16 protein-coding genes are annotated in these 15,252 nt (G+C 38.9%); 15 read left to right on the top strand and 1 reads right to left on the bottom strand.

Going from position 1 to position 15,252, the window contains the following annotated elements:
* Nucleotides 1-53: 53 nt before the first annotated feature.
* Complete coding sequence (locus tag BLT_RS22755; protein WP_017728782.1) at nucleotides 54-353, bottom strand: YolD-like family protein; 300 nt, start codon at nucleotides 351-353, stop codon at nucleotides 54-56.
* Between the two features lie 161 nt (nucleotides 354-514).
* Between BLT_RS22755 and BLT_RS0116000 the strand changes: the two genes are divergently transcribed.
* The 15 genes from BLT_RS0116000 to BLT_RS22155 form a co-directional block, all read left to right on the top strand.
* A complete protein-coding gene (locus tag BLT_RS0116000) occupies nucleotides 515-1,174 on the top strand; it encodes an SOS response-associated peptidase (protein ID WP_017728781.1) in 660 nt (219 codons plus the stop codon).
* Between the two features lie 1,120 nt (nucleotides 1,175-2,294).
* Nucleotides 2,295-2,657, top strand: a complete 363-nt coding sequence (locus tag BLT_RS25010; RefSeq protein WP_081599681.1) for a discoidin domain-containing protein — start codon at nucleotides 2,295-2,297, stop codon at nucleotides 2,655-2,657.
* A 306-nt stretch (nucleotides 2,658-2,963) separates the two neighbouring features.
* Nucleotides 2,964-3,971 carry a LacI family DNA-binding transcriptional regulator gene (locus BLT_RS0115990; protein ID WP_017728779.1) on the top strand — a complete coding sequence of 336 codons (1,008 nt, stop codon included), beginning with the start codon at nucleotides 2,964-2,966 and terminating at the stop codon, nucleotides 3,969-3,971.
* Nucleotides 3,972-3,987: 16 nt separating this feature from the next.
* Complete coding sequence (locus BLT_RS0115985; RefSeq protein ID WP_017728778.1) at nucleotides 3,988-5,163, top strand: thiolase family protein; 1,176 nt, start codon at nucleotides 3,988-3,990, stop codon at nucleotides 5,161-5,163.
* A 27-nt stretch (nucleotides 5,164-5,190) separates the two neighbouring features.
* Complete coding sequence (gene fabG, locus BLT_RS0115980; RefSeq protein ID WP_017728777.1) at nucleotides 5,191-5,931, top strand: 3-oxoacyl-ACP reductase FabG; 741 nt, start codon at nucleotides 5,191-5,193, stop codon at nucleotides 5,929-5,931.
* Nucleotides 5,932-5,965: 34 nt separating this feature from the next.
* Nucleotides 5,966-6,844, top strand: coding sequence for a 3-hydroxyacyl-CoA dehydrogenase family protein (locus BLT_RS0115975; protein ID WP_017728776.1), 879 nt, complete (start codon nucleotides 5,966-5,968; stop codon nucleotides 6,842-6,844).
* 59 nt (nucleotides 6,845-6,903) lie between these two features.
* The gene (locus BLT_RS0115970; protein ID WP_017728775.1) at nucleotides 6,904-8,496 is read left to right on the top strand and encodes an acyl CoA:acetate/3-ketoacid CoA transferase; all 1,593 of its coding nucleotides are present in this window, start codon (nucleotides 6,904-6,906) and stop codon (nucleotides 8,494-8,496) included.
* A gap of 91 nt (nucleotides 8,497-8,587) precedes the next feature.
* A complete protein-coding gene (locus BLT_RS0115965; protein WP_017728774.1) occupies nucleotides 8,588-9,622 on the top strand; it encodes a DctP family TRAP transporter solute-binding subunit in 1,035 nt (344 codons plus the stop codon).
* A gap of 58 nt (nucleotides 9,623-9,680) precedes the next feature.
* Nucleotides 9,681-10,178, top strand: a complete 498-nt coding sequence (locus BLT_RS0115960; protein ID WP_017728773.1) for a TRAP transporter small permease — start codon at nucleotides 9,681-9,683, stop codon at nucleotides 10,176-10,178.
* Nucleotides 10,175-11,446 (top strand): TRAP transporter large permease, encoded by a 1,272-nt coding sequence (locus tag BLT_RS0115955; RefSeq protein WP_017728772.1) that lies wholly within the window; start codon nucleotides 10,175-10,177, stop codon nucleotides 11,444-11,446. The genes BLT_RS0115960 and BLT_RS0115955 overlap by 4 nt, the downstream gene beginning before the upstream one ends.
* A 26-nt stretch (nucleotides 11,447-11,472) precedes the next feature.
* The gene (locus BLT_RS0115950) at nucleotides 11,473-12,237 is read left to right on the top strand and encodes an SDR family NAD(P)-dependent oxidoreductase (RefSeq protein WP_017728771.1); all 765 of its coding nucleotides are present in this window, start codon (nucleotides 11,473-11,475) and stop codon (nucleotides 12,235-12,237) included.
* A 27-nt stretch (nucleotides 12,238-12,264) separates the two neighbouring features.
* Complete coding sequence (locus tag BLT_RS0115945; RefSeq protein ID WP_017728770.1) at nucleotides 12,265-13,218, top strand: 3-hydroxyacyl-CoA dehydrogenase family protein; 954 nt, start codon at nucleotides 12,265-12,267, stop codon at nucleotides 13,216-13,218.
* 7 nt (nucleotides 13,219-13,225) lie between these two features.
* Complete coding sequence (locus tag BLT_RS0115940) at nucleotides 13,226-14,827, top strand: class I adenylate-forming enzyme family protein (protein ID WP_017728769.1); 1,602 nt, start codon at nucleotides 13,226-13,228, stop codon at nucleotides 14,825-14,827.
* A gap of 43 nt (nucleotides 14,828-14,870) precedes the next feature.
* Nucleotides 14,871-14,996, top strand: a complete 126-nt coding sequence (locus BLT_RS24740) for a hypothetical protein (RefSeq protein ID WP_017728767.1) — start codon at nucleotides 14,871-14,873, stop codon at nucleotides 14,994-14,996.
* 57 nt (nucleotides 14,997-15,053) lie between these two features.
* The coding region (locus BLT_RS22155) for an alkaline phosphatase (RefSeq protein WP_035425966.1) at nucleotides 15,054-15,252 on the top strand (199 nt) is incomplete at its 3' end.

Genomic DNA, 15,252 nt, shown 5'->3' with positions numbered 1-15,252 from the left:
TCTTTGTTAGAAAAATTGAAAAAGAAAAACCAAAAATAGTCCACTTCGGTGGGCTATATTCTTTCTACGCTTTTTAAACAATCAATTTTGACATATGTATATTCATCATCATCATCATCGGTAACAAACTTTATCTGCTTCAATTGCAAATCTACTCGATCTACAAACCCCACAAATTCATGATAAGCCCAATTATCCCAATAGATAACACGTACTTCTAAAGTATGGTTTAGTGCATCCATGACCACATAACCGATTTCCTCCAGTTCTTGCTCATCTAGTTCATGCTTTTTCACTTTCTTTTGATCTACTTTCCGTTGACGAATCAGAGCAACATGTTCGGGCAGCATCATTCTAGAGCCTTCCCACTTTTTGTTAGACCCTTTGGTCACTTTTGTAATCCTTATGTAAGTCACGTCCTTAATGTGAAGTATTTTGTTCTTAGTATATGCGAATGTATGTTCTGTATTCAACTAGTAAGATTAGGATATACTTGTAACATGAGGTGATAGAAATGTGTGGTAGATACACGTTAACAGCATCTAAAGAACAAGTTGAAGAACAGTTACAAATCGAGCTTACGGAATACAACCCACGTTATAATATTGCTCCAAGTCAAAAAGTGTTGAGCCTTGTCTCAGATGGTGAAAAGAGAAAGGCGGGATACCTGCAGTGGGGTCTTGTTCCTGTATGGGCAAAAGACAAAAAAATAGGATATAAAATGATAAATGCAAGAGGAGAGACGGTGGATCAAAAGCCTGCCTTTAAACGATTATTAGCTAGACGTCGATGTTTAATTGTTGCAGATGGCTTTTATGAATGGAAAAGAACCGAAGAGGAGAAAAAACCTTATCGAATAATAATGAATGAAGGTAAAATCTTTACGTTTGCTGGACTTTGGGATCGCTGGACGCAAGGGGATGAAGAAATTGTTTCGTGTACAATCATAACGACTAAACCAAATGATTTAATGGTCACTATTCATGATCGGATGCCAGTAATCATATCTGAAGAAGAGAGAGACACCTGGTTGGATCCAGCGATTCAAGACACGCATATAGTAAAGAATTTGATAAAACCATATGCTGCAGAAGAAATGATGGCTCATGAAGTGTCAACAGTTGTTAATAGCCCTAAAAATGAGGTGGAGGAATGTATAAGGCCACTTGTTTGAATTTATTTACATCACAATGAAATTGTTTAGTTTTCTTCTTAATGAACAAAAAACACTGTCCAAATATTCAAGGAAAAAAAGATGAAAAGGAAGAGCAACGTTTTACATTTGTTAAACACAGATAACCCGTGTGTAAATGAGTTACCATCTATACCTTATCTATATCTGTAGATTGAAGATACGCACCCAAAAAATAAAGACACTTTACTTAAATAAATGTATACATGCTGGTGAGGTCAATCAATACAGTCGTCATTTCACACTAATGAGTGCCTATAAAAATATCAGTGATCCACACTTTCGCCATTACATCCTAAAAGAAAAAGGCGACGTGTGCCATGAAAACATTCTTTAAGAAGGATCAAGAAGGAGCATTGGTGTAATTCAAGAGAGTGATTCAAAAGGTCATATTTATGGCCGATTTGAGTCACTTTTTCTATTTTGAAATAGAAATGGTAGATTCAGTAGAGAGGAAGCTATAAATGGTTTATTTTTTGAATACTTTTTAGCATGAAAGCTAAAAAAGCTTCACACTTATCCTGGTTTCAGGTGTGATTATCTTTACATAAATGTTGGAAATTTAAACCAAGGAATCAATCCTGACAAGGTTTTAGTGTCTGAGGATCAATCGAGCTCCAATAAATCAGGTCATGAGTCAGAAAATACTCTCGATGGAAAGGACCAGACGTGGTGGACAGCTACCGGTCGTGAAAAATGGATCCAATATGATTTTAGAGATTCGCATATTATTGATGAAATCAGCATTGGTGTAACTGCTAGACTAAATTGAACAGTTTTGCTTGATAAAAATGAACACTTTCTGCTAATTAACCTCCAATCAGTTAAAATCAAGAAGTATGAATATGAATATGACTGATGTACTGGAGGATCGGGAAGGTGTTGAAATTATAAGTGATTGTAGAAGTTCATCAATTGAAACGTCTACTAATGGAGAAGTATAGGTTGGTCCGAGAAATCAAACATCAGGAGGTAACGAAGCTTATATTTTTCCTGAAACCGAAGCTCACTATGTAAAGATAACGAATTTTGATGAGCAGAATGCCAACGTCCGTATTTCGGAGGTTGAATTTTTTAATGCAATCATCGGCAAGTAAATGAAATAATAGTTAGCTCTGATCATAACGAGCATATTTCTGAAAATACGATTGATGAAAATCTTGATACAAGATGGTCTGCAAATAACGATGGACAGTGGATTCAATATTCTTTCGAAAGGGAAGAATTAATTGAACAATTGGCGATTGCTTGGTACTTGGGTAATGAGAGAGTTGCTAATTTTGAGAGTGTGGGATCAACTGATGGACATCAATGGACCATTGTATATGATGGAGAAAGCAGCGGAAAAACCATCTACCCTGAAACGTATCGCTTTGAACAAGTTCGAGTAAATTATGTAAGAATTATAAATCATAGAAACACAATGAATAATTGGAATAGCATTACAGAAGTAATGTTTCGTTGAAAATAAAAAGAATGAACCGATTCAATCAACTCCCGTTAAAAGCAATAATGCTTGGGTGAGTCTTTGTGAATTCGGATGTTTAGCTTCTTGTTATAATAGGATCGGAAATTAAAAATAAAAAAATTAAGAAAATTATAGACATTCAGTTTTTTTAAATATATAATCCAGTTAAACGTTTAGCTAAACGTTTAGCTAAACGTTTAACACCTTTTCTTTCTGACATCATTCGATCCATTTCAGCGAGTTACTGCATAAGAGCTGATACTTGGTACAATAAAAGTAAAAAAGATTGAGAAGGTGTACATGATGACAAGCATGAAAGAAGTTGCTAAAAGAGCTGGTGTTTCAATTGCTACTGTATCAGCTGTAGTAAACGAAAATAAATATGTCAGTGAAGATTTGAAAAAGAAAATTGAAGAAGCCATTAAAGAGCTGAATTATCGCCCTAATCGACTTGCTAGAAGCTTAAAGGGAAAAGAAACCAAATTAATTGGTGTCACAGTAACTGAAATTACAAATCCTTTTTACCCATTAATGCTAAAAGGTGTGGAAGACGTTGCGTTATCCTTTGGATACAATGTCATTTTGAGTACGACTGCAGATGATCAAGAGCAGGAGTACACACTGTTAGAGTCGATGCTAGATCAAGGAGTGGACGGTGTTATATTAGCAACCATTGATACTGTGCACTCAAAGGCATTGCAGCTGTTATTAAAAGAAAATGTCCCGACTGTCTTAATCAACCGCTCACCTAAAGATTTTAATGGTATGAAAGTATGCATCGACAGTTATAAAGTCGGAGAGTTAGCGACGGAACATTTAATTGAACTTGGGCATGAAAAAATCGCTTTTTTTGGTGGGCAAAGACAAAATAGTATCGAGAGAGAAAGAGCATTTTTAGACAGGATGAAATTAAATCATCTTTCTGTCCCGCAAGATTGGCTGATTGACTGTGGCTATGAACCAGAAAAAACGTATCAGTTAACAATGGAGTTGCTGAATCAAGAGGAGATTCCAACTGCGATTTTTGCAGCAAGTGATTTGATCGCTTTTTCAGTGGCAAGGGCTGTGATGGATAAGGGATACGAGATTCCAAGAGACATTTCCGTAATCGGAGCAGATAACATTCCATTTACAGCAGATTTCCGAGTTCCATTAACGACTATCGATGTTCAGACGTATGAAATAGGTAAAATTGGTTGTGAACTGCTGCTTAAAACACTAACAGGTAAGGACTTAAATGAAACTGACCGTGTAGTCTTAGAACCAACATTAATTCACCGAAATAGCACTGGTGTAGTTAAAAATAATTGATAAAGGGGTTTTTAAGATGAAGGAAGTTGTAATTGTTGGGATGGCAAGAACGGCGATTGGAACAATGGGCGGGGCTATTAAGGATGTCCATGCCGCTGATTTAGGTGCAACGGCGATAAAAGAAGCACTGAAACGAGCCAATGTAAAGAAAGAGCTAGTAGAAGAGGTTATTATGGGCTGCGTCGGACAGGTTGCAGAAAATGCTTTTATCGCAAGAATGTGTGCGTTACAAGCTGGTTTGCCGAGTAGCAGCAATGCGTACACCGTTAATCGGTTATGTGGCTCAGGTCTTCAAGCCATTAACAATGCAGTTCAGCAAATTCAAACCGGCAATGCAGAAATCATCGTTGCCGGTGGTACAGAAAACATGGATCAACTACCATACTATGTTCGAAAAGGACGTTATGGCTATCGACTAGGCCACGCTCAATTAGAGGATGGGCTATTAACTGCACTTACCGATCCCTTTGGAAAGTATGCAATGGGAGTAACAGCCGAGTTCGTTGCTGAAAAGTTTGCTGTGTCAAGAGAGGACCAAGATACATTTGCTTATAAAAGTCAGCAAAAAGCTTTTCATGCAATTGAAAGCGGTTACTTCAAAGAGCAGATTGTACCGATTGAATTGAAAAACCGAAAAGGTGAAGTGACACATTTTGATACGGATGAGCATCCGCGCCAAACGACTTTAGAAAAATTAGCGAAATTAAAGCCAGTATTTAAAGAAGGAGGAACGGTCACACCAGGTAACTCATCTGGTATCAACAATGGGGCTGCTGCTCTTGTGCTAATGACGAGAGAAAAGGCTCAAGAGCTAGGGTTAAATGTTATTGCAGTTATCCGTGAACAAGCTGTAGCGGGCGTTGACCCTGAAATTATGGGATTTGCTCCAGCTCCAGCTGTTAAAAAGCTCATTAATAAGTCAGCCGTATCCTTACATGACGTTGATTTAATTGAATTAAATGAGGCATTCGCTGCACAATCGCTTGCCGTGATTCGAGATTTGGAGCTTGACCCTGAAAAAGTTAATGTGAATGGCGGAGCGATTGCCCTTGGTCATCCAATTGGTGCATCGGGTGCAATTATAACTGTGAAGCTATTGGCTGAACTAAAGCGAAGAGGTCTAAAACGAGGAATTTCAACGATGTGCATTGGTGGTGGGCAAGGCATTGCAACATTGTTTGAACTTGTATAAGTTTCATCGACGTGGGAGGGAAAAGTAGTGATCAATTTAAATACAAAAATAGCCATTGTTACAGGAGCTGCTAGGGGGCTCGGGAAAGGGATCGCTTTTAAACTTGCTGAGCTTGGCGCACATGTCATTGTAAGTGATGTAAATGAAGAAGGAGCCAAGGAAACGGTTAAAGAAATTAAAAAAAATGGCGGAAGCGCTGAAATTTTTGTTGCGAATGTAGCAGACAGGGATGAAGCAAAGAAATTAGTTGAGGAGACCTTTACCAAACATAAGAGACTAGATATTTTAGTGAACAATGCCGGTATTAATCGTGATGGCATGATCCATAAAATGACGTATGAGCAATGGGATGCAGTAGTTGATGTGAATCTATCTGGGGTATTTAATACAATGCAGCCTGCTAGTGTCATCATGAGAGAACAGGAGTTTGGAAGAATGATTAATATTTCTTCGGCGAGCTGGCTTGGTAATGTTGGGCAAGCTAATTATGCAGCTGCAAAAGCAGGTGTTGTTGGACTAACAAAAACAGCAGCAAGAGAGCTGGGGAAGAAAAATGTGACAGTCAATGCGATTTGCCCTGGTTTTATTGAAACAGATATGACGAGGGGCATTCCAGACAAAGTATGGGATCTTATGATTTCTAAAATTCCATTAGGAAAAGCAGGTCAGCCAGAAGATGTAGCCAATTGCATTGCCTTTCTAGCATCTGAACAGGCGGCTTATATCACAGGTGAAGTAATTAACGTAGGTGGAGGAATGGTTCTTTAATTTTTGATAGATTTACGCAGGAAAGGAGCAAATTATGTCAATTTCACATGTGTCAGTTATTGGTGGCGGGTTGATGGGGACGGGGATAGCCCTTGTCATTGCAGAGGCCAATAAAAAAGTTCAGTTAATTGAAGTAAGCCAAGAACGGATTGACAGCTGCTTGTTTTCAATGAAAAAAACCCTAGAGCGTAAAGTTAGTAAAGGCAAGCTCTCTGAAGAAGAAATGAATGCAGCTCTACAAAGGATTGATTTTAAAACGAGCATGGATTCTATCTCCGAGTCCGATTTGGTCATCGAGGCTGTACCGGAAAATCTAGACATAAAAAAAGCTGTCTTTGCTAAAATCGACAAATTTGCTAACGAGAAAGCGATTTTAGCTTCGAATACGTCTGGGCTTTCCATTGCTGCGATTGGTTCAGCAACAAAACGACCAGAAAATGTCATAGGGCTGCACTATTTTTACCCAGTTCCAGTCATGGAGTTGGTGGAAGTGACTCCGTCCATTGTCACATCACAATCAACGATTGAAAGGTCCTATCATTTTGTCGAAAGCATCTTTAAAAAGCCTGTAAAATGCAAGGACTATCCTGGTTTTCTTGTAAATCGCCTGCTCATACCAATGGTAAACGAAGCAATTTATTGCGTGATGGAAGGAACAAAACCGGAAGATGTAGATGCCGCGATGAAGCTTGGTGCAAATCACCGGATGGGCCCAATCACACTCGCTGATTTTGTAGGCTTAGATGTTTTGCTAGCGACAATGGAAGGTTTGTATGAAGGATTTAGTGATTCCAAATATCGTCCGTGTCCCCTATTAAAAAAATTAGTTGAGTCAGGTAATTACGGGAAAAAGACAGGCCGAGGCTTCTATCAATACAATGAGGACGGAAGCAAGGGGAAATCAGTCGTTTAAGTAAAAGCCTTTCAATTTATCTAAGCTGATAATAGTAATCATGATATGGAGGGCAAGATATGCATAAAAAGAAAATGGACCCTAGCACGGTTGTTTCAATGATTCAAGATTATAGCACGCTGGCTGTTTGTGGATTTACCCTTATGGGGGCTTGTGAAACTCTTTTAAGAGAAATCGAAGCACGGTTTCTTGAACGACAAAAACCTAGTCAGTTAACATTGCTCCATGGAGCAGGCCATAGCGATCAAGTGAACGGGATTGAACATTTGGCCCATAAAGGGTTAATTCGGCGAGTGATTGGTTCACATTGGGGATTAGCACCTAAATGGAGGGAGCTAATCAATCAAAATGAGGTAGAGGCTCACTGTTTGCCGCAGGGCCAAATCACTCATTTGTTTCGGGCGATGGCTTCTGGAAAGCCGGGAAATTTTTCAAAGGTTGGTTTAGGTACGTTTATTGACCCCCGTCTCGAAGGCGGGAAAGTGAATGCACAAGCGAGGGAAAATGTAGGCTTGGTCGAGGTCATTAACATTCTTGGTGAAGAGTACTTGTTTTATAAACAGATTCCAATTGATATTTGTTTCATTCGAGGAACAACGGCAGACGAGTTTGGCAATGTAACGATGGAAGAAGAAGCCTTGAAGCTAGAGGCTATTTCTCTCGCACAGGCGACCAAACGTTTTGGCGGAAAAGTGGTTGTTCAAGTGAAAAATTATGTAAAACGCGGGACCTTAGCAGCAAAGGATGTTGTCATTCCTGGTATTTATGTGGACCATATTGTTGTTGCTGAGGAGCCAGAAGAAACGCATCGGCAGACAGCAAGCACACATTTTAGTCCAGTCTTTAGTGGACAAATAAAAATTCCTATTGAAGAACAGGAGCCTATGCCACTTACGGTTCGGAAAATCATTGGTCGACGAGCGGTTAGGGAGCTGTTTCCTGAAGCCATTGTGAACTTAGGTACAGGAATTCCAGGAGATACAATCGGCCCGATCTCAAGTGAAGAGGACGTGCTTCATGAAATCAACCTAACAATTGAATCAGGGGCTATCGGGGGTGTCCCAACTGGAGGTACCGATTTTGGTTTGACGATAAACGCGGATGCAATCATTGAGCATCCTTATCAATTTGATTTTTACTCGGGACGAGGAGTAGATATTACCTTCATGGGCTGTGCTGAAGTGGATATTTTAGGGAATGTAAATGTCAGTCGTTTCGGTACAAGAACCGTGGGGTGTGGTGGATTTATTGAGATTACACAGAATGCGAGAAAGGTCATATTCTGTTCTACATTTACTGCAGGTGGTCTTGAAATTGAGATCAAAAATGGAGAATTAAACGTTAAAAAAGACGGAAAATTCAAGAAGTTTATAAACGATGTAAATCAAATCACGTTTAGTGGAGCGATTGCTAACGCTAAAAAACAAGAGGTTCTTTACGTAACAGAACGAGCCGTTTTTGAATTGAAAGATGAAGGGTTAACGTTAATAGAAATGGCTCCAGGTGTAGACCTTGAAAAAGACATTGTTGCTCAAATGGATTTTCGACCAATTATCTCATCTGATTTAAAAAAAATGGATTCTAGCATTTTTTTAGAAGAGGCTATGGGTATTAAAGACGTTTTCAAAGAAAAACGCTCTTTACATTATTAAAAGAAGCATAAAGCAGTGTTATGAAGGAGGGGGTTATTCGAAGACAAGTTATTGTAAGCGCTTAACTATTTAAAAATTAGGGGGATTAGACATGAAGCAAAGTGGTTTATTTACAATTTTTGCAGTAGCGACAATGCTTTTAGCAGCGTGTGGAGGCAGTGATAGTACGACTGGGGATAATGGAAGTTCAAATGGCGGCGGAGAAACAGAAGAGTATACTGCTGTTTGGGATGTAAGCTTACCACTGGGACCCGATTCTCATCAAGATGTAGGAGTTCAAGCATTCGGTGAGAAAATTGCTGAATTGACAGATGGCCGAATAACCATTCAACCACACTTTAATAATTCCCTTGGTGGAGAACGTGAAGCGGTTGAAGGCCTGTCGATTGATTCCATTGATATGGCAATCACCTCTACTGGGCCTCTTGGCGGGTTTGTAAATGAATTCTTTATGTTTGATTTACCATATTTATTCGAAAGCAAGGAACACGCATATGCGGTTCTTGATAGTGAAATTGGCGATGAATTAGCTGAAATGCTTGCAACTCAAGCAAATGTTATGATACTTGGTTGGATGGAAAACGGGGTAAGACATAATACAAATTCCGTTCGTCCAATTACACATCCAGATGATTTGCAAGGAATTAATCATCGCACACAGGAAAGTGAAGTGCAGGTTGATACGTGGACGGCTTTAGGTGCGAATGCGACACCAATGGCTTGGCCGGAAGTGTATACTGCGTTGCAGCAAGGGGTTATGGGTAGTCAAGAAAACCCGTTACCAACCATTTATGATGTGAATTTCTTTGAAGTACAAGATTATTTAAATTTAACTGCTCATGTCTATTCTCCAGCACCTCTTATGATAAGCAAACAATTATTTGACTCGTTATCACCAGAAGACCAAGCATTGGTAATAGAAGCAGCGGAATATGCGACTCCAATTCAGCGTGAGGCAAGTACAGAACAAGAAATTGAAATGCTGCAATTGTTACAAGACGAAGGCATGGAATTAACAGAGCCAGATCTTGGTCCATTTAGAGTAGCTGTTGAACCAGTTTACGAAAAATGGGCGCCTCAAATTGGTGAAGACTTGATTGAAAGAGCAAGAAATTTTGAATATTAAAAGGAAACAAAACAGGGTGGTTGAGAGACCGCCCTTTCTAGTAAAAGGAGGGGAGAACATGCAAACTGTTTTTAAAAGCTATATCCATTTTATGAATTTTGTAAATAAGGTTGTCGGCTGGTTATTAGCAGCAATCATTGCATTCATGACTGTGCTCATATCTTGGCAGGTTTTCGCAAGATACGTGGCCGGTAATTCATTAACGTTTTCGGAAGAAATTTCTCGCTTCCTTATGATTTGGATGACGCTACTTGGTGCCGCTTATGCGCTGCGAAAAGGAACTCTTGTTGCGGTTGAACTATTACCAGACATACTAAAAGGTAAATGGGCTCGAATCGTTAAAATTGTTGCCAATGTCATGGCTATGATCTTTTATATTCTGTTAATTAAGTACGGATGGGAGATGGCTCAGTCTGTAGCCTTTCAAAGAACACCTGCTACAGGCATCTCAATGTTTTGGCCAATGCTTGCCTTATCTGTAGGCGGTCTGCTTATGCTGTTAAATGCAATCGTTGTCGTCATTGAGGAGATCATTGGAAAGGAGGAAGAAAAGTGATTGTCTTACTTTTTATCTCATTATTAATCTTTTTTGCACTAAGTATTCCTATCGCCGTTTCATTAGGGCTGGCAACGAGCTTGGTAGTTTGGTACGGGGATGTTTTTTCTTTGCAAGTGGTTGCTCAACAAATTTTTAATTCATTGAACTCCTTTCCGTTAATGGCGATTCCGTTTTTTATTTTATCTGGATACTTGATGCAAAGTGGAGGCATTTCTGAAAGACTTGTTCATTTTGCCAGTACGTTAGTTGGACATATTACAGGTGGTCTAGCTATGGTAGCGATTATCACATCGATGTTTTTTGCTGCAATTTCTGGTTCGGGAGCAGCAACTACCGCAGCGATTGGTGCTATCTTGATTCCGGCAATGATAGCCAAAGGCTATGACGTAAAATACGCGAGCGCCAATCAAGCCGTTTCTGGAGCACTAGGTGTTATTATTCCACCAAGCATTCCACTTATCTTATATGGGATTGCTTCAAATACATCTGTTGGGGATATGTTTTTAGCAGGAATATTGCCAGGTGTGTTTATTACAGGAACACTATTAATTGCAGCCTATTTTGTTGCTAAAAAAAGAGGCTATGTTGGCGTTGAAAAAAGCAGCCTTAAGGAAGTTTTTGTTTCAGCCCGAAAAGCGATTTTATCGCTAGCGATGCCGATTATCGTTTTAGGTGGTATTTATGGCGGAATTTTTACACCAACTGAGGCTGCAGTCATTGCAGTTGTCTATTCATTTATTGTGGGTGTTGTTATTTATCGTGAAATTAAAATTTGGGAATTAGCCGATATCTTTAAGAAATCTGCTGTGACAACATCAATTGTTATGATTATCATTGGAACGGCTGGTTTGTTTAGCTTTTTATTAAATCGATTAGGGGTTCCAGGTATGATTTCTACTTTTTTCTTAGAAATCACCACAAGTGTCGTAGTATTTATTATTTTAGTTAACATCCTTTTATTAATTACAGGTATGTTCATTGAAGCTGCGGCAGCCATATTGATTTTAGTTCCAATCCTGTTACCAATTGCGACAAGCTTGGGCATTGATCCGGTTCACTTTGGAATCATTATGGTTGTAAACCTAGCAATTGGATTAATAACACCTCCTGTAGGGATAAATCTCTTTGTAGCGATGCAAATATCAAATATAAAGTTAGCAACGATATCGAGGGCGATTATACCTTTTGTCATTATTCTTTTTGTCGATGTGTTAATCCTTAGCTTTATCCCATTTTTATCAACATGGCTTCCATCTTTAGGCTAACTTAATAGTGCAGGGAGGAACGGTACATGTCATTAGATTTAGAAACTAGTTTGAAAGAAAAAGTGGTCCTTATTACTGGAGGAACCAAAGGTATTGGACGTGAATGTGCAAACGAGCTAGCAAAATACGGTGCCAAGCTTGCTATTGCTGCGCGGAATCAAAGCCATTTAGATACGACAGTTGAAGAATTGAAGATGCTTGGTGCTGAGGTTGTAGGGGTGCAGACAGATGTATCTTCTTTATCCCAGATTAAAAACATGGTAAAAACGACGTTGGATGCTTTTGGAAGGATCGATATTCTTGTCAATAGTGCTGGTATTAATCGTCCTACGAAAGCAACAGAGGTTACAGAAGAGATCTGGGATCAGATTATGGATATTAATCTTAAAGGAACATTTTTTTGTTCACAAGAAGTGGCAAAAGTGATGGATAAGAATAGAGTCAGTAAGATTATTAACATTTCCTCACAAATGGCCTTCGTAGGGTATTACGACCGTGCGGTTTATTGTGCAAGCAAAGGCGGCATTGATACAATGACGAAATGTCTTGCGATTGAATGGGCGCCAAATATACTCGTTAATTCGGTAGCGCCAACCTTTATTGAAACGTCGCTAACAGAAGGTTATTTTAAAAGTGAAGAGTTCTCTAAAGATGTTATAAGCCGCATTCCTCTAAAACGAATCGGTTCACCTCAGGATGTCGTAGGGGCGATTTTATATTTAGCGTCCGACTTATCGAATTTAGTAACTGGAACATCGATAAAAGTTGATGGAGGCTGGACTGCCTGGTAACCAATTCTGTTAATAGAGGTGAGAAATGTGGAAAGAGTAACAATTTTGGGAGCAGGAACAATGGGTCATTCGATCGCCATCTCAGTAGCATGGGCTGAGATGGATGTTACGTTATATGGGATTGACGAGGATGATCTCAAGCGAGCTGAAGACGGCGTTAATCGTAAGCTAGCCATCCTTCAAGAAAATGATTTATTTAATAAAGAAACTAAGAATGAAATCAAACATCGTCTAAAAAAAACAACCTCATTGGAAGAAGCGATAGATGGGGCGACTTTTATTATAGAAGCTGTTCCTGAAGAAATAAAGTTAAAGCAAGATTTATTTGAAAAATTAGATAAGTTATGTGTAGAAAACGTGATCTTAGCGAGTAATACGTCAGGCCTAAGCCCAACCAAAATTGCAATAAATACACATCATCCTGAAAGAACGGTTGTCACTCATTTTTGGAATCCAGCTCACCTTATTCCATTGGTAGAGGTCGTAAGAGGTGAAAAAACATCAGACGGAACGGTTGCTCGTTCAATGGCGCTCTTAAAATTGATGAAAAAAAAGCCGATTGAAGTCAAAAAAGACATATTAGGCTCGGTAGGAAATCGCCTGCAGTATGCTCTTTTTAGAGAGGCACAGTATATTTTAGAGCAAGGTGCTGCTTCAAAGGAAGATATTGATGCAGCAGTTGTGTATAGCATCGGGAGACGGTTGCCTGTAACTGGTCCATTTATGACTGCAGATATGGGAGGACTTGATGTTTTTAATGCGATTTCAAACTACTTATTTAATGATTTATCCACAGCTGACCGATCGCTGAAAACGATGGAAAAGCTTGTTTCTGAGGGGAAGTATGGTCAAAAAAACGGGCATGGCTTTTACGAGTGGACGTCTGAATTTTCCAACGAAATGAATCAGCAGCGAGAAAAAACGTTGATTGACTGGTTAAAGAAAGATAGAGAAGAAGAATTATTTCAAAAAAGCAGGTGATGAATAAATGGAACTCGTGTTGGAGAGACATTATGATCGAGAAGTTAAAGCGTTTAAGGAGCGTCCAAAGAACATTTACGATCTTTTACAACAGAACGTTCATTACAGACCAAATCAGATCGCGCTAATTTATGAAAATCAATCCATCACGTATAAAGAACTTTGGCAGCAGGTTGAATGGCTGTCTCATCATTTAGTTTATCAATATGGACTAAAAAAAGGTGACAAAATTGCAGCGGTTCTCGGCAATTCAATTGAATATTGTTTATTAATTTATGCATGTGCTCATATGGGGGCAGTGCTAGTTCCCCTTAATACACGGCTGAAAGAAAAAGAGCTTGAATATATGATTAATCATTCGCAAGCAAAAGCTATAGTTGTAGATAGTGAGTTTTTTAGTCCTATTAATCATTTAAAAAATAATTTTTTAATTAATCGTGTAGAGCATTTTTTCTTGATTGATAAGAAAAAGGAATTCGTAAACAATGGTTTCTACTCCTTTCATTCCTTAATTCAAAAGACGAAAGATGCTAAGCGTATTATACGTACTAGTCAAGAAGATGATCCCTTATTTATCATGTATACTTCTGGAACAACTGGCCTTCCAAAAGGGGCAGTCGGGAGTCATTTTGGTATTATCCATAGTTTAATCAATTATGAATCAGCGTTTCGGTTGACAAGTGATACACGTACGTTAATCGCCGTTCCTTTGTTTCATGTAACCGGCTTAATTGGTCAATTATTGTTAATGGCAAAGGTGGGAGGGACAGCCGTTCTAATGAGGCGGCACAAAACAAATGAATATGTAGATTTATTATTTGATCATAAGATTTCATTTTTATTTAATGTACCAACAATCTATACAATGGCTTTGACCCATGAACGTTTTAAAATAGAAGCGTGTGAGAGTGTACGCTGTATTGCATACGGGGGAGCTCCAATGCCTCGTGCGACGATGGACCAGCTACGTCAAACGTTCAATCATGCTTCATTGCATAACTGTTATGGCGCAACTGAGACATGCTCTCCCACAACGATAATGCCTATGAATCATCCTGAATCAAAAATGATGTCAGTCGGTCTGCCTGTACTTGGAGCAGAAGTTAAAGTAATAAATGAAAGGGGAGAGGAGTGTCCTCCTAATTATCCAGGTGAACTACTAATTAAAGGTGCCATGGTCATTGAAGGTTACTGGGACAATGAAGAAGCGAACAAGAAGTCATTTGAAGACGCTTTCTGGAAATCAGGAGATGTTGCAGCCGTCGATGAGGATGGTTTTGTTTATATTATGGATCGTAAAAAAGACATGATTAATCGTGGGGGGGAAAAAATCTTTTCAATTGAGATCGAAAATGTATTGCACTTGCATCCAAAAATTCTTGAAGCCGCTGTTGTTGGAGTAGCAGATAAGCTGTTTGGTGAAGTGGTAAAGGCATTTATTGTTCCTCTTAAAGGGGAAATGATTCTCGAAAAAGAAGTAAAGCAGTTTGTTGCTGAGCGATTAGCAGACTACAAAGTACCAGCAGAGGTTGAATTTCTTAAGGAATTAAAGAAAAATCCAAACGGAAAAATCCTCAAAAATTTGCTCCGGACCTCGGTGAAAAGCTGAAAGACAAAATGAATGAGCGCTTTCCCATAGGAGGATTTAACGAATGAAAACGAAAAAAGTCGTATCAGCGTTGTTAACTGCTGCGGCATATTTTATTTCTTACAAAGTTTATAAAGTAAAGTTAACACGTTCTTTACATGATTTTTATACGACCTCTAATTCTCCTTAACGTTACCATATTATTCTATAAAAGAAATAAGGAGATGGAGAGGGGAGTTTTTAAATCATGTTCAAAAAATTGAAGCAACTGTGTGCGGTTTTCGTTGCCTTTGTTATGGTGTTTCCACTGTTAACACCCAATGTGAGTGCTGCGGAAAAGGGCTCTGTTAAAAACGTCATTCTATTAATTCCAGATGGCATGGGAGCGAGCTATTTAACGGCTTCTCGTATTTTTAAAGGTGAAGAGTTGAGTTTTGAACGCTATT

The sequence above is a fragment of the Halalkalibacterium ligniniphilum genome (assembly GCF_000334155.1).
Taxonomy (GTDB): Bacteria; Bacillota; Bacilli; order Bacillales; family Bacillaceae_D; genus Halalkalibacterium; species Halalkalibacterium ligniniphilum.
This window is presented reverse-complemented; position numbering and strand designations above follow the sequence as displayed.